The sequence below is a fragment of the Magnetospirillum fulvum genome, assembly GCF_900108475.1.
GTDB classification, from domain to species: Bacteria; Pseudomonadota; Alphaproteobacteria; order Rhodospirillales; family Magnetospirillaceae; genus Phaeospirillum; species Phaeospirillum fulvum_A.
In genome coordinates, this window is sequence record NZ_FNWO01000006.1 from 154,357 (window position 1) to 179,826 (window position 25,470).

The 25,470-nt window shown below is 65.4% G+C and carries 24 protein-coding genes; 8 read left to right on the forward strand and 16 right to left on the reverse strand.

What is annotated here, in order from left to right; genetic code table 11:
- The first annotated feature begins 59 nt into the window (after positions 1-59).
- A complete protein-coding gene (locus BLW40_RS08915; RefSeq protein WP_074767696.1) occupies positions 60-1,079 on the forward strand; it encodes an aldo/keto reductase in 1,020 nt (339 codons plus the stop codon).
- 52 nt (positions 1,080-1,131) lie between these two features.
- On the opposite strand, the gene BLW40_RS08920 is transcribed toward BLW40_RS08915, so the two are convergent.
- From BLW40_RS08920 to BLW40_RS08965, 10 genes are all read right to left on the reverse strand, one after another.
- Positions 1,132-2,253 carry a ParA family protein gene (locus BLW40_RS08920; protein WP_074767699.1) on the reverse strand — a complete coding sequence of 374 codons (1,122 nt, stop codon included), beginning with the start codon at positions 2,251-2,253 and terminating at the stop codon, positions 1,132-1,134.
- Positions 2,253-2,771, reverse strand: coding sequence for a hypothetical protein (locus BLW40_RS08925; RefSeq protein ID WP_074767701.1), 519 nt, complete (start codon positions 2,769-2,771; stop codon positions 2,253-2,255). The genes BLW40_RS08920 and BLW40_RS08925 overlap by 1 nt, the downstream gene beginning before the upstream one ends.
- Before the next feature lie 64 nt (positions 2,772-2,835).
- The gene (locus BLW40_RS08930) at positions 2,836-3,888 is read right to left on the reverse strand and encodes a protein-glutamate methylesterase/protein-glutamine glutaminase (RefSeq protein WP_074767703.1); all 1,053 of its coding nucleotides are present in this window, start codon (positions 3,886-3,888) and stop codon (positions 2,836-2,838) included.
- 8 nt (positions 3,889-3,896) lie between these two features.
- Positions 3,897-4,532, reverse strand: a complete 636-nt coding sequence (cheD, locus tag BLW40_RS08935) for a chemoreceptor glutamine deamidase CheD (RefSeq protein WP_074767705.1) — start codon at positions 4,530-4,532, stop codon at positions 3,897-3,899.
- Positions 4,529-5,338 carry a CheR family methyltransferase gene (locus BLW40_RS08940; protein ID WP_074767707.1) on the reverse strand — a complete coding sequence of 270 codons (810 nt, stop codon included), beginning with the start codon at positions 5,336-5,338 and terminating at the stop codon, positions 4,529-4,531. The genes cheD and BLW40_RS08940 overlap by 4 nt, the downstream gene beginning before the upstream one ends.
- Before the next feature lie 101 nt (positions 5,339-5,439).
- Positions 5,440-7,869 (reverse strand): methyl-accepting chemotaxis protein, encoded by a 2,430-nt coding sequence (locus BLW40_RS18060; protein WP_280139902.1) that lies wholly within the window; start codon positions 7,867-7,869, stop codon positions 5,440-5,442.
- Positions 7,870-7,929: 60 nt separating this feature from the next.
- Complete coding sequence (locus BLW40_RS08950) at positions 7,930-8,409, reverse strand: chemotaxis protein CheW (RefSeq protein ID WP_083386710.1); 480 nt, start codon at positions 8,407-8,409, stop codon at positions 7,930-7,932.
- Between the two features lie 40 nt (positions 8,410-8,449).
- Positions 8,450-10,612 carry a chemotaxis protein CheA gene (locus BLW40_RS08955; protein WP_074767711.1) on the reverse strand — a complete coding sequence of 721 codons (2,163 nt, stop codon included), beginning with the start codon at positions 10,610-10,612 and terminating at the stop codon, positions 8,450-8,452.
- Between the two features lie 27 nt (positions 10,613-10,639).
- Complete coding sequence (locus BLW40_RS08960; protein WP_074767713.1) at positions 10,640-11,005, reverse strand: response regulator; 366 nt, start codon at positions 11,003-11,005, stop codon at positions 10,640-10,642.
- Positions 10,998-11,324, reverse strand: a complete 327-nt coding sequence (locus BLW40_RS08965; protein ID WP_139305545.1) for an STAS domain-containing protein — start codon at positions 11,322-11,324, stop codon at positions 10,998-11,000. Before BLW40_RS08965 ends, BLW40_RS08960 begins: the two co-directional genes overlap by 8 nt.
- A 125-nt stretch (positions 11,325-11,449) precedes the next feature.
- On the opposite strand from BLW40_RS08965, the gene BLW40_RS08970 reads away from it, so the two are divergent.
- Entirely contained in the window at positions 11,450-11,830 is a 381-nt protein-coding gene (locus BLW40_RS08970) for a hypothetical protein (RefSeq protein ID WP_074767717.1), read from the forward strand.
- A gap of 28 nt (positions 11,831-11,858) precedes the next feature.
- Here BLW40_RS08970 and meaB read toward each other — a convergent pair whose 3' ends face one another.
- Together meaB and BLW40_RS08980 are read right to left on the reverse strand one after the other, a co-directional pair.
- On the reverse strand, positions 11,859-12,848 hold the full coding sequence (gene meaB / locus BLW40_RS08975) for a methylmalonyl Co-A mutase-associated GTPase MeaB (protein WP_074767719.1): 990 nt from the start codon (positions 12,846-12,848) through the stop codon (positions 11,859-11,861).
- Positions 12,849-12,855: 7 nt separating this feature from the next.
- Positions 12,856-13,182 carry a hypothetical protein gene (locus BLW40_RS08980; protein WP_074767721.1) on the reverse strand — a complete coding sequence of 109 codons (327 nt, stop codon included), beginning with the start codon at positions 13,180-13,182 and terminating at the stop codon, positions 12,856-12,858.
- A 184-nt stretch (positions 13,183-13,366) separates the two neighbouring features.
- Between BLW40_RS08980 and BLW40_RS08985 the strand changes: the two genes are divergently transcribed.
- The 6 genes from BLW40_RS08985 to secF all read left to right on the forward strand — a co-directional run bounded on the left by BLW40_RS08985 (position 13,367) and on the right by secF (position 19,790).
- The gene (locus BLW40_RS08985) at positions 13,367-13,798 is read left to right on the forward strand and encodes a PAS domain-containing protein (RefSeq protein ID WP_074767723.1); all 432 of its coding nucleotides are present in this window, start codon (positions 13,367-13,369) and stop codon (positions 13,796-13,798) included.
- Between the two features lies 1 nt (position 13,799).
- Complete coding sequence (locus BLW40_RS08990) at positions 13,800-15,752, forward strand: DNA translocase FtsK (protein ID WP_074767725.1); 1,953 nt, start codon at positions 13,800-13,802, stop codon at positions 15,750-15,752.
- Positions 15,753-15,961: 209 nt separating this feature from the next.
- Complete coding sequence (locus tag BLW40_RS08995; RefSeq protein ID WP_074767727.1) at positions 15,962-16,555, forward strand: class I SAM-dependent methyltransferase; 594 nt, start codon at positions 15,962-15,964, stop codon at positions 16,553-16,555.
- A 196-nt stretch (positions 16,556-16,751) separates the two neighbouring features.
- On the forward strand, positions 16,752-17,123 hold the full coding sequence (yajC, locus tag BLW40_RS09000; protein ID WP_074767961.1) for a preprotein translocase subunit YajC: 372 nt from the start codon (positions 16,752-16,754) through the stop codon (positions 17,121-17,123).
- Positions 17,124-17,169: 46 nt separating this feature from the next.
- Positions 17,170-18,738: a protein translocase subunit SecD gene (gene secD / locus BLW40_RS09005; RefSeq protein WP_074767729.1), complete on the forward strand. Its 1,569-nt coding sequence runs from the start codon at positions 17,170-17,172 to the stop codon at positions 18,736-18,738.
- A 107-nt stretch (positions 18,739-18,845) separates the two neighbouring features.
- Positions 18,846-19,790, forward strand: coding sequence for a protein translocase subunit SecF (secF, locus tag BLW40_RS09010; RefSeq protein ID WP_074767731.1), 945 nt, complete (start codon positions 18,846-18,848; stop codon positions 19,788-19,790).
- A gap of 186 nt (positions 19,791-19,976) precedes the next feature.
- Here the strand turns inward: secF and BLW40_RS09015 are convergent, their stop codons facing one another.
- The 4 genes from BLW40_RS09015 to prmC all read right to left on the reverse strand — a co-directional run bounded on the left by BLW40_RS09015 (position 19,977) and on the right by prmC (position 25,470).
- Complete coding sequence (locus tag BLW40_RS09015; protein WP_074767733.1) at positions 19,977-21,650, reverse strand: tetratricopeptide repeat protein; 1,674 nt, start codon at positions 21,648-21,650, stop codon at positions 19,977-19,979.
- A gap of 96 nt (positions 21,651-21,746) precedes the next feature.
- A complete protein-coding gene (locus BLW40_RS09020) occupies positions 21,747-23,783 on the reverse strand; it encodes a flagellin N-terminal helical domain-containing protein (protein ID WP_083386712.1) in 2,037 nt (678 codons plus the stop codon).
- Between the two features lie 201 nt (positions 23,784-23,984).
- Positions 23,985-24,398: a DUF4167 domain-containing protein gene (locus tag BLW40_RS09025; protein WP_425283706.1), complete on the reverse strand. Its 414-nt coding sequence runs from the start codon at positions 24,396-24,398 to the stop codon at positions 23,985-23,987.
- A 217-nt stretch (positions 24,399-24,615) separates the two neighbouring features.
- The gene (prmC, locus tag BLW40_RS09030) at positions 24,616-25,470 is read right to left on the reverse strand and encodes a peptide chain release factor N(5)-glutamine methyltransferase (protein ID WP_074767739.1); all 855 of its coding nucleotides are present in this window, start codon (positions 25,468-25,470) and stop codon (positions 24,616-24,618) included.

A 25,470-nucleotide genomic window follows, 5' to 3' on the forward strand; every position in this document is an offset into this window, starting at 1 on the left:
GCGCGCCGGACCGGGATCCCATAGGATTGGGGCACCCCATCCCGATAGGAGAACACGCCATGCACATGCGTCAACTCGGCCACAGCGGTCTTTTCGTCTCGGAGCTCTGCCTCGGCACCATGACCTTCGGCGGAGGGGAAGACGGCTTCTGGGGCCAGATCGGCCGACTCGATCAGGAGGAAGCCGACAGTCTGGTCCGGACCGCGCTTGATGCGGGGATCAATTTCTTTGACACCGCCAACGTCTATTCGGCCGGACGCAGCGAGAGAATTCTTGGACAATCGTTGAAAAATCTCGGGATCGCCCGCGACGAGGTCGTGATCGCGACCAAAGTTCTGGGGCCGATGGGCGATGGTCCGAATGCGCGCGGGGCCTCTCGCGGTCACATTCTCAGCCAGTGTCGGCAAAGCCTCGAACGGCTCGGTCTCGACCATATCGACCTCTACCAGATCCACGGTTTCGACAATGCGACGCCGATCATGGAGACGCTCGAGGCGCTTGATACGCTCGTGCGCCAGGGGCACGTCCGTTACCTTGGCCTGTCGAACTGGGCGGCGTGGCAGGTCGTGAAGGCGGTCGGTCTCGCCGAGATGCGGCGGCTGGCACCAATCGTGTCGCTGCAAGCCTATTACACCCTCGTCGGCCGCGATCTGGAGCGCGAAATCGTGCCGATGCTGCTCGCCGAGAAGATCGGGCTGATGGTCTGGAGTCCGCTCGCCGGAGGCTATCTCTCGGGGAAATATGACCGTGACGGCCAGTCGGCGGACGGGCGGCGCGCGACCTTCGACTTCCCGCCCGTCGATCGCACCCGCGGCGCCACGGCCCTGACCGAGATGCGCCGCATCGCCGAGACCAAGGGATGCACGGTGGCGCAGGTGGCGCTCGCCTGGCTGCTGCACCAGCCGGTCGTCACCAGCGTCATCGTCGGTGCCAAACGGATCGACCAGCTTGCCGACAACATTGCGGCAACACGGGTTTCGCTCGACGGCGACGATCTGGCCGCGATCGACGCCGTGACGAGGCTGCCGCCCGAATATCCCGGCTGGATGCTGGAACGCCAGGGAGCCTACCGATCGTAAGCAAAGGCAGACCCCCCGCTCCACGCCGCGAGGAAACGGCTGGAGCGGCGGATCAGCGGGTCATCTGCCCCAGGAATTCGACCAGCGCTTCGACCGCCATCCCCGCGACGAAGGTGGCGGTGAGCAAGATGACCTGATTGAGCGTGACCGCCCGCCACCACGGCCGCTGCGGCACCGTCGGCCCGGCGGCCGAGGCGGTCGGCGGCATCGCCCGGCGGTCGGCCGTGGCCCGCGACCGCGTTTCGGTCGGCTCGGGATCGACGGGGAGACGATTCAGCAGATCGGCATGAAGGGTGGCCCGCCATTCGCGCAGCCGCTCCAGCGCGGTTTCCAGGCTGGCCGCCTGGGGCAGATGAGCCCAATGGCGATTCTGCCGCGCCAGCAAGGCCAACATCTCGCGGGTGGCCTCGACATAGCTCAACCCGGCGGGACCGTCGGGATCGAGCACCGTCACCGGCAGTCCCAGATGCGCCGCCTCGGCCACTTTCACCTTGGCCGGAATCTCGACATCGAGAACCTGATCGCCGAATTCGGCGCGGATGACGCGGGCGACGTCGGCCCCGGTCGGGTCGGGCTCGGTCATCGTCAGCAGAATTCCGGCAACGCCCAACTGGTAATTGACCGTCTCGCGGACACGACAGATTTCGTACCAGGTGTTGACCAGCCCGTCATGGGCGAAGGGGTCGGGATGGACCGGCATCAGCACCGCCGTCGCCGAGGCCAGCGCGGTCGAGGTCGCGGCGGCCAGCGAGGGCGGGCAATCGACGACGACGATATCGACCCCGGTTCCGGCCAGCCGGGCTTCGAGCAGTCCACGTCGCCGCCCGGACGGTGTCAGCAGATGGTCGTTGTCGCGCAGACTTTGGGTCGCGGGCAGCAACCACAGCCCTTCATAGGCGGTGTCGAGCGCGACATCGGCGATATCGGCCCGTCCGGTGATGACCTCGAACGCCCCTTCGGTGGGCAGGGGGGCGACGCCGAAGCTGGCGGTGGCGTTGCCCTGGGTGTCGAGATCGACCAGCAGCACCCGATACCCGAACGCGGTCAGGCTGACGGCCAGATTGCAGGCGGTGGTGGTTTTCGCCACGCCGCCTTTTTGGTTGAAGACGGCCACCATCACCGGCGGAAGCGGCGGGGCGGAAGCGGCGGCAGGGGTGGATTCGGTCTCGTCCATCAGAAAAACAGTTCTTCGTCACAGGTTTCAGCCGGGGCGGGATTGCGCGGCCCGGGGTCGCGGCCGTCCAGCGCGGCGGCAAAGCGCCGTCGCCAGTCGGACAGGGTAACACTCTCGCTCAATTGTCGGCTCCAGGTCTCCATCACGACCTGGATCGGCGGCAAGGGCGGATGGCGTTGGGTTTCTTCGACCAGTTCGGCTTCGAGCCGACGGAAGGTCTCCAGCACCGAGGCGACCTGCTCCAACCCCTGGCGGGAGCGGTCGGCCGATTGCAGACTCTGGATCACGGAAAAGGTCTCGGCCTGAAGCTGGGCCGGGTCGCTTTGGGCGACGGCGCAGCCCATCTGCCCCAGCACGGCGGCGGCCCCATCGGTCGAATTCTCGAATTCCTCGCCGGTGGCGATCGCTTCGGCGGCGAGAAAGGTAAAGGCGCGCTGCTGCAACTCGGAAAAGGCCTGCCACCGGGCCAACAGGCCGAGAAGGGCCGCGTTCTCCTCTCCCTCCTTGGATATGGTCATTGCCTCGAGCCCCCTGCTGCGCCGATTCGCCGCGTCCCCACTGTGGCCTATGCGCGGCCCGGCATCAATCATCGCCTTGAGCCCGGCACAAGCGCAAAATCTCATCGGCGATCCGCGACAACGGCAATTGACGTTGAACCGCCCCGATCTCGTGGGCCGCCTTGGGCATCCCATAGACGACGCAGGAGGATTCGTCCTCGCCCAGCGTATCGGCCCCGGCCTCGCGCATCGCCAGCAAACCGTCCGCGCCGTCGCGGCCCATCCCGGTCAGAATCACCCCAACCGCCTTGGCGGCGCACGCCTGCGCCACCGAGTGGAACAGAGCATCGACGCTGGGCTTATGCCCGCTGACCAGCGGCCCATCCTGGACATGGGTGACCAGAGCCGCCCCCGAGCGGCGCACCCGCAGATGGCGGTCACCCGGAGCGATATAGACATGCCCGGCCAGAATCCGTTCGGCATCGACCGCTTCCTTGACCCGGACCGCCGACAATCCGTTGAGCCGCTCGGCGAAGCTGGCGGAAAAGCGCGGCGGAATATGCTGGGCGATCACCACCGGCGGCGCATCGGCCGGCAGGGCGACGACAATGTCGCGCAACGCTTCGACCCCGCCGGTCGATGATCCGATCGCCACCAACCGGTCGCTGGACCGGTAGATCTGGGTCACCGACAGGCGCGGCGCGCTGCGGGCGGCGGCATCACGCGGCGGCCGCAACCGTGCCACCGCAGCGGCCTTGATCTTCTCGACCAGTTCGGCCCGATAGGCGTTTAAGCCCCCCGCGGCGGCATCGGCGGGCTTACAGAACACATCGACCGCGCCCAGTTCCATTGCCCGCAGAGTGACGGCGGCCCCCTGGCCGGTCAGCGACGACACCATCACCACCGGCATCGGCCGTAGCGCCATCACCCGCTCAAGGAAGGCCAGCCCGTCCATCCCCGGCATTTCGACGTCGAGCGTCATCACATCGGGGTTAAGGGTCTTGATCTTTTCCCGCGCGACCAGCGGATCGGGCGCGGTGCCGACCACCTCGATCGCCGGATCGGAGGCCAGGATCGTCGACAGCATCTGTCGCATCAGGGCGGAATCGTCGACGATAAGAACGCGAATACGGGCCATGGGCAATCTCACGTGAACAGTTCGACGTCGCCTTCGACCGGCACGTCTTTGAGTCGAGAGCGGTAGGACATTTCGCGGGTGAGCACCGCCCGCTCGACGTCTTTTTTCAGAAACAGGCGGATGACCTTGCCGATACGGGGAAAGAAATGGATGCGACGGGGATAGGGACCGCCCAGATCCTCGGCGGCGAGACGCAGCCCTTCGTCGCCCAGATAGCGGCGGACAAAGACGGCGTTGCGGTCGCCGACCGAGGTCGCGCCGCCGGTCATGCCGGGGATCACGTTGCCAGCGCCAAAGACCTTGATCTCCAGCGCCTCGCGCCTTGCCCCCCGGCGCAGCAGGTCGTTGATCAATTGTTCCATCGCATGGTTGCCGTACCGCATCGCCTTATCAATCGGAGCATACTCGGCCCCGCTGTCGGGCAACATGAAATGGTTCATTCCGCCGATCTTCATCCGAGGGTCCCAGACGCAGGCGGCGACGCACGATCCCAGCACGGTGACAATCATCTCCTGACCCGCCGTTGAAACGTAATGTTCACCGGGCAGAACCTTGACCGCCATGATCTTGAAGGTAGGGTCGAACCAGCGACGACGTTCCGCTTCTTCCGCCTGACTGCCCCAAACCTGATCCGTCGCTTTCATTTTCGCCTGTAAACGGTCTTGTCGGACATCTCGAACCGATCGGTCAGTCCGATCAGCGATTCCGCATGCCCAAGGTATAGCATACCTCCGGGAACCAGAATGTCCGCGTAACGGTTGAACAGGGTATGCTGCGTTGGTTTATCGAAATAGATTGCAACATTGCGACAAAAGATGACGTCGAACAGGCCCTTCATCGGCCAGGGCTCGTGGAGATTGAGACGGCGGAAGCGGATCAGACGGCGCAGATCGTCACTCATCTGCACCCGGTCGTGGTCGCCGTGGACGCGGCGGACATAGCGCTTGCGGTAGGTTTCGGGGATCGTCGCCCCCTCTTCCACCGAATAGAGCCCGGCGGCGGCGCGGGCCAGCATGTTGGTGTCGATGTCGGTGGCGAGAATCACCGCGTCCCACCCCTCGATCGGCCGCAGCGTCTCGGCCACCATCATCGCGATGGTATAAGGCTCCTGCCCCGACGAGCAGCCCGCCGACCAGATTCGCAGGCGGGGACGACGCGGCAGCTCGGCGGCGCGGGGCATCAGAACGCGGGTGCGCAGATGCTCGAAATGATGCGGCTCGCGAAAGAACTGGGTGATGTTGGTGGTGAGCGCGTTGACCAGATTCTCGATCTCGGAATGGCCATCCGGCCCCTCGATCAGATCGCAATAATCGGAAAAGCTGCGCAGACCCAGCGCCCGCAGCCGCTTGACGAGTCGGCCCGACACCATCTGGCGTTTGTGGTCGGTGACGACGATCCCGGTTTCGCGGGTCAGAAAGGCGGCAAGATAGCGGAACTCGCGGTCGCCCAATTCGAATTCGCGCCGGGGCGGCTCGTCCTCACCGCCGCCGTCCCCGCCTCCGACATGGGTCCGGCCACGGGGGCGGCCGGACCCGATGCGGGGTTTAAGGCTCAGAACTCAGCCCAATCCTCATCCCCGCTCTTGGCGGACGACGTGGCGGACGGCTTGGGCTGTTCGGCACGGGCGGGCGGAGCCTTGGCCGCGTGCGGGGCGGCGGGCTTACGCTGGACCGGCTTGACCCCCGGCTTGGCGGCGGCAGGACGAGCCGGAGCCCGGCTGACAGCGGCACGCGGCGCGGCGGCGGCGGCCTCGCCGGTATTGAAGAAGGCCATCACCTCGCCCAGATGGCGCGACTGCTCCTCCAACGAGTGGGCGGCGGCGGTGCTTTCCTCGACCAGGGCAGCGTTCTGCTGGGTCATTTCGTCCATCTGGGTGACGGCTTCGTTGACCTGATCGATACCGCTGGCCTGCTCGGCGCTGGCCGCCGCGATCTCGGCGACGATATCGGCAACCCGCTTGACCGAGCCCAGAATCTCTTCCAGCGTCCGCCCCGCCCCCTTGACCAGATCGGCACCGTTGCGGACCTGGGACGAGCTTTCGGCGATCAGGCCCTTGATCTCTTTCGAGGCCTGGGCCGAGCGCTGGGCAAGGTTGCGGACTTCCTGCGCGACGACGGCGAAGCCCTTGCCGGCATCACCGGCCCGGGCCGCCTCGACCGCGGCGTTCAGGGCCAGCAGATTGGTCTGGAAGGCAATTTCGTCGATCATGCCGACGATATCTTCGATCTTCTGCGAGCTGGATTCGATCCGGGCCATCGCCCCGATCGCGTCGGTCACCACCTGACCGCCCGAGGCGGCGACTTCGCGGGCACCGGCGGCGAGCTGGTTGGCCTGCTGGGCGTTGGCCGAGTTCTGGCGAACGGTGGCGGCCAGTTCTTCCATCGAGGCCGCCGTCTCTTCCAGCGCGCTGGCCTGCTGTTCCGAGCGTTCGGACAGATCCTGGCTTCCGGCGGCGACTTCCGAGGCGGCGCTGGTGATCTGGACGGTCGCTTCGTTGATGTTGCTGACCACCTCGAACAGCTTGTCAGCGGTGCGGTTGACGTCGGCCTTCAACTGGCCAAACACGCCAGCGTAATCGCCATTGATGCGCCGGGTCAGGTCGCCATCGGCGACGGCGGACAGCACTCCGGCGACGTCCTTCAGCGCGGCTCCGGTCAGCGCGATCAGGTTGTTGACGCCCTCGCACAGATTGAGCAGGAAGCCATCCTTGCCCAACAGGTCGATGCGGCGGTCGAGATCGCCCGAACTGGCGGCCTTGGCCACCTCGGCCACTTCGGCGACGATCGCGGTCTCGCGCTTGCGTTGCACCTCTTCCTGGGTGCGCTGCGCGTCTTCGGCCGCCCTCTGGTCGGCCTCCATCCGCAGCTTGTCGATGGCGTTCTGCTTGAACACCTGGACCGCCTTGGCCATCTGGCCGATTTCGTCGTGATTCTCCAGCGCCGGAACGGTGACGCCGTTGTCGCCCCCGGCCAGCCGGGTCATCGCCTCGGTCATCGCCTGGACCGGAACGGTGATGCCGCGCGCGATCACCCAGGCAAAGATGATGCCCAGCAGAACCGCCAGACCAGACACGAGCAACAGAATGGTGATCGCGGTGGCGTTGGCGGCATCGGTGTCATCGGTAAGCTTGAGCAAAGTGCGGTCGAGTTCGGTCGACAATTGGTTGGCCAGATCGGCAAAATCGGCCGCCATCTTGGGCATCGTCTCGTTGATCAGAGACTGGGCCTTGGCCGTGTCGGCAACGGTGTCATTAAACGATTTCAGATATTGCTGAGTCAGGTCGGTCGCCGTGCGAGTCTGGCGGACAAGCTCGGGGCTTTTGGCCTTGGCGCCGAACGCGGTCAACATTTGCGTCAACTTTTCGATCTGGCGGACGGCGGCGACGGCGGCGTCGGTACTGGGATCGAGCAGGTATTTGGCGGCGATCAGCCGCGATTGCGCCCATTCGGCCCGCAGATCGGTCAGGTCGATCATCAACTCGGTTTCGTGTGAGGCGCGAAGCGTATCGATCAGCCGCCCCAGTTCCTCGAACCCAACCGCGCCGTTCCGGCTCATCGTCGCGATGTTGGCGTCACGAGCGCGCTCGAAATCCTTCAATTTCTCGGTCGCGGCGCGGTAATCCTCGGCCAGCCGGATCATCCGGGCGGCGGTCTCGCGCCGGGATTCGGTCAGGAACAAGCCCTGAGCAACCTTCAACGCCTCGATCAGCGTCGCGTTCGACTCGCGGACCTTGGCGAAATCGGCGTCATCGGCGGTTTTTTCGTAAGCCCGGACCAGCCGCCGCAGATTGGCGACGTCGGTCTCGATCTTGAGAATGTGCTGCGCCTGGGTGGCCAGACGGGCATATTCGCGGCTTCGTTCGGCGGCTCCGTCCAGACTCTGCCACCCGGTGACGCCCAGGACGCACAGCAGGGCCAGAACCAGGATGAAGCCAGCGAAAATGCGGCTTCCGATCTTGAAGTTGGCCATCCAGGTGATCATCGCACACTCCATATGTCTGCGCGCGCCGGGCGCGGGCGGTCGGGTTGGCCGGGCGGAGGATCAGGCCGCCGCGACGCCATCGGTCAAATCCAAATCATCGAACGCGAAGACGTGATCGAGGTCGAGCAGAGCGACCATCCGTCCATCGACGGTGACCAGTCCGGTCAAAAAGCCGATATCCGACCGCTCGATCTGGGGCGGCGGCTGTATTTCGTCGGCCGATACCGCCAGGATGTCGGCGACGGCATCGACCAGGATCCCCGCGACCCGGCTGCCCACCGCGACGACGATGATGACATGACGGGGGGTGGTGACGGTGACGCCCCGGCCGAAGCGGGCTCGCAGATCGAGAATCGGCACGATCGCGCCGCGCAGGTTGATGACACCCCGGATATAGGCCGGGGTGTTGGGGAGTTCGGTACTGGCGGTCCACCCCTTGATCTCGCGGATCGCCATGATATCGACGCCGTATTCCTCGTCGCCGATGGTGAACGAGATGAACTGTCTGATGCTGCTTTCCGACATGCTGCTCTCCGACACGTCTCCCTCCCCTTCGCGCCGTTGATCCGGCCTGGTTGCTCTATTCCGCCGCGACGGTGGCGTCGTGGGTCAGGCGTTCGCCCATGATCCGGAGCGCTCCGGCATCCAAGATCAGAGCGACCCGTCCATCGCCCAGGATGGTTGCGGCCGAGACGCCCTCGACCGGATGGAAATTGGAATCGAGGCTTTTGATCACGACCTGCTGCTGTCCCAGCAATTCATCGACCAGCAGGCCGATCCGGTCACCGCCCTCGGTCTCGACCACGACGGCCAGCGCGCGGGTGGTATCGGTGATCGCGCCCTTGATTCCGAACAATTCATAGAGCCGGACCAGCCGGATATAATCGCCGCGCAGGGTCAGCACGTCGCCGACATTGACCAAAGTCCGGGTCTGCTGCGACGTCGGGCGGAGCGATTCGACAATATTGGTCAGCGGCAGGACATAGCGTTCGCCGCCGACCGCGACCAGCATCCCGTCCATCACCGCCAGCGTCAGCGGCAGCGACAGCACGAAGCGCGCGCCCTGACCGGGGGTGTTCTGCACCACCACCCGACCGCCGACATCCTGGATGTTCTTACGGACCACATCCATTCCGACGCCACGGCCGGAAACATCCGAAACCTGCTCTGCGGTCGAAAAGCCAGGAGCGAAGATCAACTGGTCGATCTGTTCGTCCGATAATTGGGCATTGCGATCGACCAGGCCGCGCTCGACCGCCTTGTTGAACACCCGCTTGCGGTCGATACCGCGCCCGTCGTCCGACACTTCGATAATGATGCGGCCGGAACGATGGGCGGCCCCGAGATGAACCGTCCCTTCGACCGGCTTGCCTGCGGCCAGCCGCTCCTCGGGCGTTTCCAGCCCGTGATCGAGCGAATTGCGGATCAGGTGGGTCAGCGGGTCGGACAATTGTTCGATCACCGTCTTATCAACCTCGGTGGTCTCGCCGCTCATCACCAGACGGGCTTGTTTGCCCAGCTTCAGCGACAGATCGCGGACCAGACGCGGCGCGCGCGAGAACAGCGCCTTGACCGGTTGGGCGCGGATCGCCATCACGCTTTCCTGAAGCTCGCGGGTGTGATGCGACAGTTCCTGAAGGCCCTGGATCAGTTCGGGATGGGATTCGACCGAGAAGCCGGTGGTTTGCTGGCCCAGCATTGCCTGGGTAATTACCAACTCGCCGACCATGTTGACCAGCCGGTCGATCCGATCGAGATCGACCCGGATCGACGAGGTATGGATGCCGCTGCCGCCACTGCCGCCGACACTGGCGGGGGCACCGGCACCGGCCCAGGCCGGGGGGGGAGCGGCGGGAGAGGATGGGGTCGGGTGGTCGGCCCCGACCGGCCGGGCCGCAGTCTGCGCCGGAGCCGCAGACGGAGCGGGATCGGGCGACGGCTCGAACAGCCCCCATTCCACCCCCTCGCCGCCGATGTCGCTGCTGTCCGGCTGATCGGGGGCAAGCGGTTCGATCACCACCTCGGCGCTGTCACCCGCGACGAATTCGAACACCTCTTCGATCGCGGCGCGACCCCGGTCGGTGATCAGTGTCGCGCTCCAGGACAGATAGGCGTCGCTGGGGGCGATCTCGGCCAAGGGGGGCAGCCGCGACACATCGGCGGTCACCGCAAGGTCGCCCAGCGCGGCCAGTTCGCGAAACAGCAATTGCGGGTCGTTGCCGGTCATCAGCATCCCGGCGGCGGGGCGCAACAGAATGCTCCACCCCGTCGGCTGCGGAGACGGCGGCACGGGCGGAGGCGGTGGCGGCGGGGCGGCCGAGGCGACGACGGGCGTTTCCGGCGCACCGGTCAGAATCGTTTCGAGCAGGGCAGTGACCTCGGCGCCATGACCGGCGGGCAGGGCCGTCTCTTCCTGGGCGGCGCGGACGAAATCGCCCAGCATATCGGTGCCGCGCACCAACAGGTCGGCGACATGGGGGGTCAGGGCGACCCGACCCGAGCGCAACGCGTCCATCGAGGTCTCGAACACATGGGCGAAGCGGACCAGATTCTCGAAGGCGAAGGCACCCGCCCCGCCCTTGATCGAATGAACGCAGCGAAAGACCGCATTCAAATCCTCAAGATCGCCCTCGCCCAGTTGCAGACGGGCGATCGTCTCCTCGGCAGCGGCGAGAAGCTCGGCGCATTCCTCGAAATAGGTCGCTTTGAACCGCGACAGGTCGTAGGACTGGTCCTCGCTCACGCGCGCCTCTCCCGTTCTGGCCTGTTTCTAGGGGCAGACTTTCGCCACGATCTGAAGCAGCTTTTCCGGACTGAACGGTTTGACGATCCATCCGGTGGCCCCGGCGGAGCGGCCCGCATCCTTTTTCGCCTGCTCGCTTTCGGTGGTCAGGATCAGAATTGGCGTTCCGGCATGGGCGGGCAGAGCCCGCAGCTTGCGCACCAGGGTGATCCCATCCATCTCGGGCATGTTGACGTCGGTGATGATGACATCAATCTTTTGGCCCTGAATCACCCGCAGGGCGGAAACACCGTTTTCGGCTTCCAGCACGGAATAGCCTGCTCCGCGCAAGGTGAACGAGACCATGTCGCGCATCGTCTTCGAATCATCGACCGCCAGAACGCACTTACCCATTCCGTTCTCCCAAATCTCTGGTCATATTTTGCAATTGGTCGTTGAGCCCGAGCCGTCCGAACGCTTCGACCACCGGAGGGGCGGGCGCATCCAGAATCAACCGACGGGCGGCCTCGGCAAAGCCGGGAACGGCGGACAGAACGACCTGGATCGCAGCCGTCGATAGCCGGGCGACCCGCTCGGCCTTCAAAACGACTTCGCCGCCGCTCTCTTGCCCCAAAGCGTCAAGGAGGGCCTCACGCAACTCCCCTGCCGCGAGCAGATCGACAATTTCCGGCAATTCGATGTCCAGGCGGCCTTGAGACTCTTTGGTTTCCATCGCACGGTTGCCAACTTCCCAGTGGACCAGACGGAGATAATACGTCAAATTCCAGACTTAAGTAAGTGCCGAACCGCCTAGGCCCATGAATGCCCAAAATAACGACTGAAGCCGGTCCGTGGAACATGACGGTGTTCGCCTTTGACCAGAGCGACCCGGAAAATCCGCTTGGATCGCTGAAAGACGAAGATTTACGTAAAATCCCATATGGTGCGGCGGAACTGAACGCCGAGGGTCGAGTCATTTCCTATATCGATACCGAACCCGAGGGAAACGACAACGGCAAGGGTTCGCCGATCGGCCGGGATTTCTTCGGCGATGTCGCCCGCTGGACCGGCAGTTCGATCATCGCCGCCGAATTTCGCAAAGGGATCAACGGCGGCGCCCTCAACGTCGTGTTCGATTGCGCCAGCGCCCGCCTGCCCCACAAGGTTCGCGTGCACTTCAAGGTCAGCCCGATCCTCGGTACCTATTGGGTCTTCGTCAAACGGCTGCACCGGACCTAGGCTTCGGCGCAGCCCTGGGCAGAGACGATCACTCCCCCTTGAACAAAGCGACCAGCCGCCGCGCTGCCGCGCCGGGGGGAACCCGACCCGACGCGACCGATTGCTCCATTTCGGGCAGCAGGGCAGCGACGCGGGAATCCTCGCGCAGGCTCTGCAACAAGGTCTCCGACACCTCGTTCCACATCCAGGCGCGAGCCTGTTCGGCCCGGCGGGCGGCCAGCGCGCCGTTGGCCCCCAATGCGTCGCGGTGCTCGCACACGGTCTTCCACACCGAATCGATCCCGGTCCGGGTCAAAGCGGAACAGGTCAGCACCGGCACGCGCCAGCCGGTCGCGGCGGGAGCGAGCAGATGCAGCGCGTTGCCGTAATCGCGCGCCGCCCGCGCCGCGGCGATGGCCAGATCGCCGTCAGCCTTGTTGACGATGATCGCGTCGGCCAGTTCGACGATGCCTTTCTTGATCCCCTGCAATTCGTCGCCGCCGCCCGGCACCAGCAACAGCAGGAACATATCGACCATGTCGGCCACCGCCGTCTCGCTCTGGCCGACGCCGACGGTTTCGACGACGATGACGTCAAAGCCCGCCGCCTCGCAGACCAGCATCGCCTCGCGGGTCCGCCGCGCCACGCCGCCCAGGGTGCAGCCCGACGGGCTGGGGCGGATAAAGGCGCGGGGATCGCGCGACAGATCCTCCATCCGGGTCTTGTCGCCCAGGATCGAGCCGCCGGTGCGCGGGCTGGACGGATCGACCGCCAGCACCGCCGGGCGGCCGCCTTGGGCCAGGACATGCAGGCCGAAGCTTTCGATAAAGGTGCTCTTGCCCGCGCCGGGCACCCCGGTGATGCCGATCCTGACCGCGCCGCCGGTAAAAGGCAGCAATTCGTGCAGCAACGCCTCGGCGCTGGCGCGATGATCGGGACGGGTCGATTCGATTAAGGTGATGGCACGGGCCAGGGCGCGGCGTTCCCCGGCGCGGACGGAGCGGGCCAGGGCGGCGGGATCAAGCGGGGACAGGGTCACGGGCGGGTTATTTCCGGGTCTTGGGGTCGGGCGGCGGCGGCTCGGTCCCCTGGTTCAAGAAGGTCAGGATCGCCATCGATACCAGTTTGGCGCGATCCTCGTCAGACAGGGCGTCGAGAATCTTGCGCTTGGCCCGGTGGATTTCGGCGGCCTCGCGCAGCAGCTTGACGCGATCGGCGGCGGCGGCGACCGCGGGCTGGGTCTTGGTCGCGGGCGAAGACGGACGCGCCGCCGTCTTGGTGGCAGGAGCACCCGGGCGAACGGGGGTTTTGGCGCGGGACGGCGTCTCGCGCGGCGTGCCGCCTTGGAACAGAGCTTGCAGCCAACCGAACATCGTTCGACACTACCCCGGAATCCCCTTCGCTGTCATCGGCGAGGGATACCGTCCGACGATAACCATGCCCGGCGATAACGATGATTGAGCGGGGGGCCGAGGTTGGCTACAGTCCGGGCCGCGGGCGGCTGGTGGAGACTTTCCGCCGACGGAATCCGCTTTCCTTCGCTTCGGGCGCACCGACATGGATATGAACCTGCTTCACCATCCCCAACTGATCTCGCTGCGCCGCTGGTGGCTGGCGCAAGGGGGCAGCGCGGGTCTGCCGTCCGCGGCCGATCTCAGCCCCGCGATGCTGCGGCCCTGGCTCGACAATCTGGTCGTGGTCGATATCGACCCGGCGGGCGAACCGCGCTATGCCTATTACGGGGCCAATCTGGCCGCCGCCTTCGGCACCGACATGGTCGGCCGCTCGATCGATCAGCTTCCCAATACCCAGCGCGCCATCCTGGCCCGCGAGTACGACACGGTTCGGCGCGATTCGACCACTCTGGTCCGCCGCTACACCGCCGATTTCGACGGGCAGACCCAGACCTGGGAACGCCTGCTCCTTCCCTTCTTCGACGGCGACGGCGCGGTCGAGAAGATTATTGTCGCCGTCTACCGCCTGGAATGACATGAGCCCCGTCCAAGACGACACCATGACCGCCGCCGATTTCAATTTCTGGTGCGCGGTCAACAGCAAGCCGTTCCGACTGACGCGTCACCGCTGGCCCGACGGGTCGGTCGAGTGGGATGTCGAGGTCTTTCCCGGCCGCCCCGAGGCGACCGTCGCCTATGGCACCGGCCAGATCCTCGAAGCCCCCGCCGCCGCCGCCGCCTTTGCCTTCGCCGCCGGAGTCGAGTGGGGGGAAAGCTTCGCCCGCCCGGCCGGAGCCGAAGGCTGGGACGACGAGTCGGACGAGGACGCGCCCGCGATCCCGCTGCCGCTCGCCGCGCGCCCGGCCCCGTCTCCCGCCGCCGCGCCGCCACCGCCATCTGCCGCGATCGCGGCCGACATCCCCGACGACGGTGAGGCCGACGAGGACACGGACGAGGATAGCGGGGACGCGCCCCCCCGCCGCGAGGGCTATGCGCCGCCCTCGATCAGTCTGTTGCAGCCGCCGCCGCCGCGCAATCTGGTCGAGGAAGACGAGGAATCGCTGGCTGGTAACGCCCGGATGCTCGAAACCGTCCTGCGCAACTTCAAGGTGCGGGGCGAGATCATGGAGGTCCGCCAAGGCCCGGTGGTGACGCTCTATGAGTTCGAGCCGCTGCCCGGCACCAAATCCTCGACGGTGATTAACCTCGCCGACGACATCGCCCGCTCGATGAGCACGATCACCACCCGCATCGCGATCGTGCCCGGCCGCAGCGTGATCGGGATCGAGATGCCCAATCCGATCCGCGAGACCGTCTATCTGCGCGAGATTCTCGAAAGCCCGGCCTTCCTCCAGCACACTGGACGGCTGCCGCTGGCGCTGGGCAAGGACATCGCGGGCGACCCGGTCGTCGCCGATCTGGCCCGGATGCCGCATCTTCTGATCGCGGGCACCACCGGCTCGGGCAAGTCGGTCGGCATCAACGCGATGATTCTGTCGCTGCTGTACCGCTTCCGCCCCGACGAATGCCGCCTGATCATGGTCGATCCCAAGATGCTGGAATTGTCGGTCTATGACGGCATCCCGCATCTGCTGACCCCAGTGGTCACCGACCCCGACAAGGCGGTCCGGGTGCTGAAATGGGCGGTGCGCGAGATGGAAGCCCGCTATCGGGCGATGGCTCTGCTCGCGGTGCGCAATATCGACGGCTACAACGCCCGGCTGGGCGAACTGGCGGTGTCGGGGCAGAAGGTCACCCACCGGGTCCAGGTCGGCTTCGACCGCACCTCGCGCGAGCCGGTGTTCGAGGAACAGCCGATCGACCTCAAGCCTTTGCCGCACATCGTCGTCCTGGTCGATGAAATGGCCGACCTGATGATGGTCGCCGGACGCGATCTTGAAGTCGCGATCCAGCGGCTGGCCCAGATGGCCCGCGCCGCCGGGATTCATCTGATCATGGCGACCCAGCGTCCCTCGGTCGATGTCATCACCGGAACGATCAAGGCCAACTTCCCCACCCGCATTTCGTTCCAGGTCACCTCGCGGATCGACAGCCGCACCATTCTGGGCGAATCCGGGGCGGAACAATTGGTCGGCCAGGGCGACATGCTGTTCATGTCGGGCGGCGGCCGGGTGTCGCGTATCCACGGCCCGTTCGTCTCGGACACCGAGGTCGAGCAGGTGGTGGCCCATCTGAAGGCCCAGGGCGAGCCGGATTATCTTGGCTCGATCACCGACGATGACGACGACGAGGATTTGCGTGGTTCCAGCGACGACGGTGGCGGGATCGGCAGCGGAGACGACCTCTACGATCAGGCGGTGGCCCTGGTGACCCGCGAGCGCAAGGTGTCGATCAGCTTCATCCAGCGCCAGCTTCAGATCGGCTATAACCGCTCGGCCCGGCTGGTCGAGCGGATGGAGACCGAGGGAATCGTCTCGCCCTCGAACCATCAGGGCAAGCGCGAGGTGCTGGGGCGCACCGCCGGATAAGCAAACGAGGGTCTCTCCTCTCGAAAAGCGTCGGCCTCCGGCTTGCGATCCGGCCTCGTTCCCTTACCTAAAAGGGCGAAGCCGCATCGCTGGTCGGGGGGATCGTCCCATGCGGGGGACGCATGGGCCGGAGGGCTGCGACGGGTGTACCGTGCACGGCCGATATCGGCAGGCCGGGTCCGGGTCCGCCTGCGGACCGGAGGGGAAAAATGAACTACGAAACGATCATCAACAATTTCCACGATTCCCTGTTCGCCCGCACCGGACGCAACGGCGGCAGCCTGGGCTGGCGCTCGAAGGAATCGCAGCAGGCCCGCTTTGACGCGGTGCTGTCGCAGGGAATTCTGGACGGCAAGACGGTGCTCGACGTCGGGTGCGGCTTTGGCGATCTCGCCGACACCCTCCAGGCCAAGGCCCCGACCGCGCTCTATACCGGCTACGACATCAACCCTCAATTCATCGAGGTGTGCCGCTCGAAAGCACCCGAACGGGCCTTCGAACTGCGTAACATCCTGACCCACCCGCCCGAAACGCCGTTCGACGTGATCGTTTCGGTCGGCCCGATCAATATCGAGTTAGGCCATAACGAGGATCTCGTCCGCGAGATGCTGCGGACGATGTACCGATCCTGCACCCAGCATTGCGTGATGAGCCTGGCCAGCAGCGAGTACCGGGGAACCGACCGTGGCTTTCATTATTACGATCCGGTCGAAATCCTCGATTTCGCGCTGTCGCTGACCAAAAGCGTGATCCTGAAGCACGATTACCTTCCCCACGATTTCAGCATCTTCATGTTCCGCTGACCCGCCCCGCCGAGTTCGCCCCGTCCGGGCGGCGGCAGCCAGGGGCACCGATGCGCCCGCTTGAGGCTGAGGGAACAATGAGGTGGGGCACGTCTTTGCCCCACCGGGATGAGAGGGCGTTTGCAACCGCGTCCGGGACCGGTATAGTCCGGCATCATTTCGTTCGAATGGGTTTTTCTCCCGAGGAGTAGTGAAGATGTTCGCCTCGCCAGCCTTCGCCCAAGCCGCCGCCAGCCCCGCTGCCACCGGCACCATGGGCATCCTGGAACAGTTCCTGCCTCTGGTCCTGATCTTCGTGGTGTTCTACCTGCTGCTGATCCGTCCCCAGCAGAAGCGGATGAAGCAGCACAAGGAAATGTTGAACCAGTTGCGCCGGGGCGACCGGGTGGTGACTGCGGGCGGCATCATCGGCACCATCAACAAGCTGGTCAACGACACCGAAGTCGCCGTCGAGATCGCCGACGGCGTCCGTGTCCGCGTCCTGCGCGCCACCATCACCGAAGTGCTGGGCAAGGGCGAGCCGGTCGCCGCCGAAAAGGCCGAAACCGACAAGCCGACCGAGAAGTGATCTTCCCGGCTCTTCACGCGACAACCTTTCGAGCACGGGCCGGGACATGAGCTATTTCCCCAAATGGAAAATCATCGTGGTGGTCGTGGTGGGGCTGTTGGGCTTCACCTTTGCCGCCCCCAATCTTCTGTCCCGCGAGAATGCCGACAGGTTGCCGTCGTGGTTGCAGCCGGTCAGTCTCGGCCTCGACCTCCAGGGCGGCTCGTACCTGCTGCTGGAGGTCGATACCGGCTATGTCGTCCGTGAGCAGATTGCCGGGCTGGTCGAATCGATCCGCACCACGCTGCGCAAGGAAAAGATCAAATATTCCGATCTTGGCCTGCGCGGCGATACCGTCGGCGTCCGCATCATCGACGTCGCCGACCGCGACCATGCCGAATCGCTGCTGCGCAAGATTGATACGTCCGCCACGGTGGAAACCAAGGAAGACGGGCTGGTTCAACTGCGCTATTCCGAGCAGGCGCTGACCAAGCGCAAGCTTGCCGCCGTCGAGCAATCGCTTGAAATCGTGCGGCGGCGCATCGACCAACTCGGCACCCGCGAGCCCTCGATCCAGCGTCAGGGCCAGGACCGCATCGTCGTCCAGCTCCCCGGCGTCAAAGACCCCGACCATATCAAATCGCTGCTGGGCAAAACCGCCAAGCTGACCTTCCACCTGCTCGACGACAATGTTTCCGCCGAGGATGCGGCGCGCGGCCGGGTGCCGCCCGGCTCGATGGTGTTGCCCGGCGCCGATCACGAGCGCGGCCAGCCCGAGCAATATGTCGTGCGCAAGCGGGTCGAGGTCGGCGGCGATATGCTGACGGATTCCAGCGCCACCTATTCCGAAGGCCGCCCGGTCGTCAGCTTCCGCTTCAACTCGGCCGGTGCCAAGAAATTCGGCGACGCCACCCGCGACAATGCCGGCCATTTCCTTGCCATCGTCCTCGACGAAAAGGTGATCAGCGCGCCCCGCATCAACGAACCGATCCTGGGTGGCTCGGGCATCATTTCGGGCAGCTTCACCCTGCAACAGGTGCAAGATCTGTCGATGCTGCTGCGCGCCGGTGCCCTGCCCGCCCCGCTGCAAGTACTCGAAGAGCGGACCGTCGGTCCCGATCTCGGCGCGGATTCGATCCGGGCCGGGGCGGTCGCCTGCCTGATCGGCCTGATCCTCGTCGTCGTCACGATGCTGGTGGTCTATGGCTCGCTCGGCCTGCTGGCCGATCTGGCGATGGTGTTCAATCTGGTGCTGCTGCTGGCGGCGCTGTCGGCCCTGGGGGCGACCCTGACCCTGCCCGGCATCGCCGGTGTGGTTCTGACGATGGGGATGGCGGTTGACGCCAACGTGCTGATCTACGAACGCATGCGCGAGGAGCAGCGCAACGGACGCACCCTGATGTCGGCGTTGCAGGCCGGATACGACCGCGCCTTCGGCACCATCTTCGACGCCCACGTCACCACCCTGGTTGCGGCGGCGCTGTTGTTCCAGTTCGGCTCCGGCCCGGTGCGCGGCTTTGCCGTTACCCTGTCACTGGGTCTGCTGGCCTCGCTGTTCACCGCCGTCCTGGTCAACCGGATCCTGGTGGTGTGGTGGGTGCGGTTCCGCAAGATGAAGACCCTGCCGCTGGCTTGAACCCTTTGGTGTAACCATGGCCGCCGTGCCCCGGCGGCCATCAAGGCGGCGGCCCCGCAAGCGGATCAAGCGCAAAGGCCGAAGGCGCCGTGACTTAGGACCGACCCATGCAACTGATCGATCGTTTCCTGCCGCACGGCACTCATTTCGACTTCATCCGCTATCGGCTGGTCGCCTTTGGCATCACTGCGGTTCTGATCCTGGGCTCGATCTCGCTGATCGTGGTCAAGGGCTTTAATTTCGGCATCGACTTCGCTGGCGGCATCTTGATCGAGGCCCAGACCACCGACGGCAAGGCCGATCTGCACCAGATGCGGACCAGCCTCGCCGAACTCAATCTCGGCGAGGTCAGCCTTCAGGAATTCGGCACCACCGGCCGCGACGTGATGATCCGCATCCAGCGTCAGGACGGCGGCGAGAAGGCGCAGATGGAGGCGCTGGGCAAGGTCAAGGACAGCCTCGGCGCGGGCTATACCTATCGCCGGGTCGAAATCGTCGGGCCAAAGGTCGGCGACGAACTGGTCCGCGATGGCATCCTGGCCGTCGTGCTGTCGCTGGCGGCGATCGCGATCTATGTCTGGTTCCGCTTCGAATGGCAGTTCGGGGTGGGCGCGCTGGTCTCGACCTTCCACGACGTCATCACCACCTTCGGCCTGTTCGCGCTGACCGGGCTCGAATTCAACCTCACCACCGTCGCGGCGATTTTGACGATTGCCGGTTATTCGGTGAACGACACCGTCGTCGAATACGACCGGGTGCGGGAAAATCTCCGCAAATACAAGACGATGTCGATCTACGACCTGCTCAACCTCTCGGTCAACGAGACGCTGGCCCGTACCATCTTGACGGTAACCACCGTGTTCGTCACCGTGTTGGCCCTGCTGTTCTTCGGCGGCGAGGTGCTGCGCGGCTTTGCCATCGCGATGCTGTGGGGGCTGATCATCGGCACCTATTCCTCGATCTATGTCGCGATGCCGATGCTGATCTATTTCAACCTGCGCAACGGCAAGGACCGCGAGAAAGACGCCGATCCGGCAGCGCAGATGCCCTGACGGACTGAGGGTCCAGTATCACGATCTCGACAGGGGGGCGTTCAGCCCCCCTTCTTTATTCCAACCGGCCAATGACTTGGCCGGTTGTATTGTCCCTCTGCCTAAGCGCTCGCCTCCGCTCGCTTGGCCGCCGCCACAATGGCGGCAAGATACCGGCCAACGGGTTAAATCGAGGGTTGGCCGGTATTATTTCCCCGCCAAATCCCGCAACGCCGCCGCCAGAGCGGCCAGCGGACCGGCCCAATTGCCCGGCGCGGGTTGGCGGAACAAGCGGGCGGTGGGATACCACGGGCTGTCGTCACGGTCGAACCAGCGCCAGCACCCGTCAAAGCGGGACAGAATCCACACCGGCTTGCCCATCGCCCCGGCCAGATGCGCCACCGAGGTATCGACGCTGATCACCAGATCGAGCTGCGACACCAAAGCGGCGGTGTCGGCGAAATCGCCGATCTCCTCCATCCAATCGAGCAGACGCAACCCGGCGGGCGGCGACTTGGTCTGAGCCGCCGGAGCGCCCTTTTGCAGGCTGACGACGGACAATCCGGGGATGTCGGCCAGCACGCCGAACTGGGCCAGCGTCAGGCTGCGGCGACGATCGACCAGAGTGGCGGCGCGGTCGTCGGGACGGGGATCGCCCGCCCAGACCAGACCGATTTTCAACCCCTCCTCCCCGGCCAGCCGCTCGCCCCACCTCCGCGCCAGAGCGGGATCGGCGCTCAGATAGGGTATCGGGGCCGGAATGGTGTCGCGCGTGGTGCCGAACCGCAGCGGCGCGGAGAGCAGCGGCAGATGATAATCGGCGGTCACTGCTCCCCCCAACGCCACCACGTCAGCAACGCCGGGGACCGAGCGCATCAGACCGAGCAGCGGCGGCTGCACCGCCAACACCACCCGCGCCCCCTGCTCCGCCGCCATTGGGGCATAGCGGGCGAAGTGCAGCGTGTCGCCCAACCCTTGCTCGCCATACAACAACAAGGTCTTGCCCGCCAGTGGCTCGCCCCGCCATTCCGGCAGGGTGGTATCGAGCTCGGGAAAGCCGAACAGACGCCGCCGCCATTCGTACTCGCGCCACCCTTCCGCCAGCTTCCCACTGCGGAGCAGGGTCGCGGCCAGATTGAAATGGGCCAGCACGTCGTCGGGGTCGAGCGCGATTGCGACCCGGAAACTCCCCTCGGCGGCCAGCACCTCTCCACAATTATAAAGAGCGATGCCGAAATGGGTGTGCACCCCCGGCCCCTTGGGATCGAGCCGCAACGCTTCGGCGTGAAAGGCGACCGCTTCGTCCCACCGTCCCAAATCGCAGGCGACCTCTCCCAACGCGTCATAAGCGGCGGCATAATCGGGCCGCAGCAGGATGGCCTGACGCAAGGGCTCGATTGCCGCTTCGGGGTCTCCAGCCAGATGGAGGGCGCGGCCCAACCCGAACGGGGCCTCGGCCTGTGTCGGAGCCAGCGCGATCGCGGCACGGAAAGACTCGGCGGCCTCGGCCCCCGCCCCCAGATCGAGCAGGGCGTTGCCGAGATTGACCAGCACCACGATCGAGGCCGGGTTGAGCGCGAGGGCGCGGCGATAGCTGGCAGCGGCCTCGGCCGGTCGGCCCAGCCGCCGCAACGCCGCGCCCTGGGCACCATGGGCTTCGGCCCGCTCGGGATCGACGCCAAGAGCGGTACCGATCAGGTCGAGGGCGGCTTCGGCCCGCCCCGTCTCGGTCAGCAATTGCCCCAGCATCACCAGCGTTTCGAAATGAAGGGGCTGCGCGGCGAGGATCGCCCGGTACTGCCGCTCCGCTGCGGTCAGGTGTCCGTCGCGATGGGCGCGGATCGCCGCGTCGAATGCCGCGATGATCGGGGGTTCCACCATCTTTCCAATCCTGTCGCTCTGCGCCCGCGCGGGCGAAGTTCATAAAAAAAGGGGCGGCCGAGGCCGCCCCTTCTTCGTCCGGGTTCGTCAGTCGGTTTAGCCGAACAGACGCATAACCGCCTGGTTGGCCTGCGACGCCAGCGACAGAGACTGGATGCCCAGCTGCTGACGGGTTTGCAGGGCCAGCATGTTCGCGCTTTCCTCGTTCATGTCGGCCAGGGTCAGATTGTCCGAGCCGGTCTTCAAGGTCGCAATCATGTTGTTGGTGAAGTCCTGACGATTCTGCACCGTGGTCAGGTTCTGACCCAGAACGGCCGAGGTCTCACGCAGGGTGGTGGCCGCGAGGGTCAGCTGGGACAGCGAGGTCTGGATGCTGGTCGCATCCTTCCAGTTTCCGGTCGAAGCCGACAGGCCGAGACCCTTGCTGGTCAGATCGACCGCGTTGACGACCAGCTTGTTGGCATTGAACGCCGCTTCGTTGAAGGTAACCGAAAGCGGGTTGTTGCCGGTGCTGCTGATCAGGTTGATGCCCTTATAATTGGCATCGGCAACCTGTTGGTCGAGCTGCTTGGCGAGATCGTCATACTGCTTGATGTAGGTCGCGGAGACGCCCGAGCCGCTGATGCTGGACTGACCGGCGGCCACGCTCGGCGGCAGGGACAGCTTGTTGGCGGCACTTCCGGCGAAGGTGATGGTCTTGCCGTTGGTGCTGCGGATGTCGAGCTGGCCGGTGGTGTTGTCCAACGACGCGGTGATGCCGGAAATCTTACCGAGAGCGGTCATCAATTCGGCGACGGTGCCGACTTCGCCCTTGGTCGCGTCCGGCGAGGTGGTCTTGACGCTGAGCGTGGTGGTGACGCCGTCCATCGTCAGCTTCAACTGATCGCCGTCAACGAGACGGGACTGACCGGCCGGGGCCTGGAGGTTGGTCAGGTTGGTGGTCGGCAAATTGGTCGCCGACACCTTGCCATAACCATGATACAGCGTGGTGCTGACCGAAGCGTTGGCACCGATCGACCCCTGAGCCGTACCGAACAGACCAGACGCGGTGCCGTTGATGCTGACGGCGGTCGAGTTGTTGTTGACGACCTTCAGAGCACCGGTCGAGTCGAGCGACGCGGTCATGCCATCAATGCTGTTGATGGTGTCCATCACGTCTTGGACAGTGGTCGTCGCGGTGATGTTGAGGGTGGTGGTCTGGCCGCCGGAGACCGCGAGGGTGAAGAAGGAGCCCTGGCCAGTGCTGGTACCGGCGATGGTCGGAGTACTGTTGGTCAGAACCTTGCCGTTGGCATCGCTCAGTTCGGACAGCAGGGTCGAACCGGTTGCCCCGGCCTGACCGGTATAGGCCACCGTGTCGATTTCCAACGCCGTCGACAGCGCGCCGCCAGCGGTTGCCGTCGCAGCGCTCAGGCCGAGGGTGGTGGCGAGGGTGCCGGAGAAGGTCAGGGTCGCACCCAGGTTACCGGCAGAAGCGAACACACCGGCGGCAAGCGACACGGCGTTGGCAGCACCGCCACCCGCAGCCTTGGTGATCGTCGACATCCAGTCGGTCAGATCCTTGGCGGTGGTGCCGCCACCATTGCCGAGGGTCGCGTTATTGACGGCGCTGGCGCCGACGGTGAAGGTGTAGGTGGCACCGGTGCCGATCTGCACCGTCAGCGAATCGCCGTTCAGCACGTTCAGCGAGGCACCGGCGCTGCTGACCAGATTGGTCAACGCGTAATCACCCGCAGCGGCGGAAGCCAGCTTGGTGTAGGTGGTACCCTTGGTCCCCAGCGGAGTGTAGGCCACCACGTTGGTGCCCGACGCGTTGCTGGCGGTGGTGATGCTCTGCGCCGCCGAGTTGGCGATCGACTTCATCTGGTCAATCGTCTTCTGGGCGGAACTGATGCCCTGGCTGGCGGTGGTCAGCGCCTGAATCGCCTGTCCCATGCCATCCAGCAGCGCGCTAAGATCGCTCGCCCGTTGGGTCAGAGACTGCGCGGCAAAATAGCTGTTCGGATTGTCGAGGGCGCTGTTGACCTTCTTACCGGTCGACAGACGGCCCTGGATGGTTGACATCAACGACGCGGTTCCCTGCAACGAGTACAGGTTCGAACGCATTGCGGATGTAAGGGTGACGTCAGCCATGGGGTTCTCCTAATTCTAGAGACTATATGTCACTTTCAATGACAGCCTTACCCTACGCTGCCGCCCTCCCGAACGCAACCCCTTTTTCGCCCCCTCGTCCCGGACGGACGACAGGAGCCGAAACGCAAACCCCCTCCCCCGCACACGACGCGGGGGAGGGGGTGGCAATAAAATCCGTCGGGCAAACCCGCCAAAGCGGGATCAGGCGGCGTCGGACCCGGGTCCGACCAGTTCGCCGTCCTGGGAGTCCGACGAGTCGCCGTCGCCGTCGTACCCGTCTTCGCCCTCTTCGCCGGTCTGATCCTCGGCCGGGGTCGGCAACGCCTGACGCGGGCGGCCGTTATTCTGGTTCTGGGTGTTGATCAGCCGGAAATAGTGCTCGGCATGCTGGTAATAATTCTCGGCGGCAACGCGGTCGCCCTGAGACGAGGCGTCGCGAGCCAGCGCCAGATACTTCTCCAGCACCTGATGGGCGTTGCCGCGAATGCGGCCGTCCGGACCGTTGCTGTCGAACACATGGTTGCGGCCGGGAACGCCGCCGCCACCACCGCCGCCACCGCTGTGCTTCTTACCCCCATTGGGACCACGGCCGCGGGAGCGCTGCTTGGGATTCACGGGACCAGTCTTAATATTCATCATGAGTCTGTCACATCCATTCCGCCGACGTCTCGGTCAGGCCAGTCCGCATCCGTACGAGGGGGCGGCTATGGGGGAGTTACCACGCCCGGTCGAGGAGGGGGGGAGCCCAATGGGTTCGACGCGATCCCTCGACACCGCTGGCGCGTGTGGGCGTCACCCTAGTCGGGGCGAAACGTCTTTCCAACAACTTTTTTCAAGAGTCCGGCGCGAAAGCCACGACACAGCGCTCAATTCCGCCCAGATCGCACCGCACCATTTCCCGGCCGGGTCCGGCATCGGTCAAAAGCGCAGTCACCGCCCCGGCCTGCCCCTGCCCCACCTCTAGCGCCGCCACCCCGCCAGGGCTCAGCAAACGAGCAATGTCGGGGATCAAACGGCGATAACACTCCAGCCCGTCCGCCCCGCCCGACAGCGCCGAACGCGGCTCGAACCGGGCGACTTCGGGAGCCAGGCCGTCGATCTCGGCCTCGGGGATATAAGGCGGGTTCGAGACGATCACGTCGAAACGCCCCCCGATCCCCTGGCCCCAATCGCCCAGGCGGAACTGGGCGCGCTCGGCCAGACCGCACGCCTTGGCATTGGCCACCGCCACCGCCAGCGCGGCGGGGCTGGCATCAATGCCAAGGCCGGTCGCGGCGGGCAGTTCCGACAGCAGCGCCAGCAGGATGCAGCCGCTCCCGGTGCCGAAATCGAGCAGACGGAGCGGGGCCTTGCGGTCGGGCAGCGCGGCCAGCACCGCCTCGACCAGCGTCTCGGTATCGGGACGGGGGTCGAGCGTCGCTGCGGTCACCGCGAGATCAAGGGTCCAGAAGCCGCGCCGCCCCAGGATGTGCGACATCGGCTCACGCCCCTCGCGCCGGGCCAGCAGAGCCTCGAATCGGGCCGCCGCCTCGGGCTCCATCACCGTATCGCCGCGCAACGAGACCATCGGGGCCGCCAGCCCAGTGACTTCGGCCAGCAACAGGCGGGCGTCGAACGTCGCAGTGTCGATCCCGGCCAGACCGAGCCGTCGCCCCCCCTCGCGCAGAGCCTCGCCCAGGGTGGGCAT

Bases quoted from the DNA above. Each gene is read 5' to 3' on its own strand.
- BLW40_RS08915 (WP_074767696.1), top strand. From the start codon at position 60: ATGCACATGCGTCAACTCGGCCACAGCGGTCTTTTCGTCTCGGAGCTC.
- BLW40_RS08920 (WP_074767699.1), bottom strand. From the start codon at position 2,253: ATGGACGAGACCGAATCCACCCCTGCCGCCGCTTCCGCCCCGCCGCTT.
- BLW40_RS08925 (WP_074767701.1), bottom strand. From the start codon at position 2,771: ATGACCATATCCAAGGAGGGAGAGGAGAACGCGGCCCTTCTCGGCCTG.
- BLW40_RS08930 (WP_074767703.1), bottom strand. From the start codon at position 3,888: ATGGCCCGTATTCGCGTTCTTATCGTCGACGATTCCGCCCTGATGCGA.
- cheD (WP_074767705.1), bottom strand. From the start codon at position 4,532: ATGAAAGCGACGGATCAGGTTTGGGGCAGTCAGGCGGAAGAAGCGGAA.
- BLW40_RS18060 (WP_280139902.1), bottom strand. From the start codon at position 7,869: ATGATCACCTGGATGGCCAACTTCAAGATCGGAAGCCGCATTTTCGCT.
- BLW40_RS08960 (WP_074767713.1), bottom strand. From the start codon at position 11,005: ATGGGTAAGTGCGTTCTGGCGGTCGATGATTCGAAGACGATGCGCGAC.
- BLW40_RS08965 (WP_139305545.1), bottom strand. From the start codon at position 11,324: ATGGAAACCAAAGAGTCTCAAGGCCGCCTGGACATCGAATTGCCGGAA.
- BLW40_RS08970 (WP_074767717.1), top strand. From the start codon at position 11,450: ATGACGGTGTTCGCCTTTGACCAGAGCGACCCGGAAAATCCGCTTGGA.
- BLW40_RS08980 (WP_074767721.1), bottom strand. From the start codon at position 13,182: ATGTTCGGTTGGCTGCAAGCTCTGTTCCAAGGCGGCACGCCGCGCGAG.
- BLW40_RS08985 (WP_074767723.1), top strand. From the start codon at position 13,367: ATGGATATGAACCTGCTTCACCATCCCCAACTGATCTCGCTGCGCCGC.
- BLW40_RS08990 (WP_074767725.1), top strand. From the start codon at position 13,800: ATGAGCCCCGTCCAAGACGACACCATGACCGCCGCCGATTTCAATTTC.
- BLW40_RS08995 (WP_074767727.1), top strand. From the start codon at position 15,962: ATGAACTACGAAACGATCATCAACAATTTCCACGATTCCCTGTTCGCC.
- yajC (WP_074767961.1), top strand. From the start codon at position 16,752: ATGTTCGCCTCGCCAGCCTTCGCCCAAGCCGCCGCCAGCCCCGCTGCC.
- secD (WP_074767729.1), top strand. From the start codon at position 17,170: ATGAGCTATTTCCCCAAATGGAAAATCATCGTGGTGGTCGTGGTGGGG.
- secF (WP_074767731.1), top strand. From the start codon at position 18,846: ATGCAACTGATCGATCGTTTCCTGCCGCACGGCACTCATTTCGACTTC.
- BLW40_RS09015 (WP_074767733.1), bottom strand. From the start codon at position 21,650: ATGGTGGAACCCCCGATCATCGCGGCATTCGACGCGGCGATCCGCGCC.
- BLW40_RS09020 (WP_083386712.1), bottom strand. From the start codon at position 23,783: ATGGCTGACGTCACCCTTACATCCGCAATGCGTTCGAACCTGTACTCG.
- prmC (WP_074767739.1), bottom strand. From the start codon at position 25,470: ATGCCCACCCTGGGCGAGGCTCTGCGCGAGGGGGGGCGACGGCTCGGT.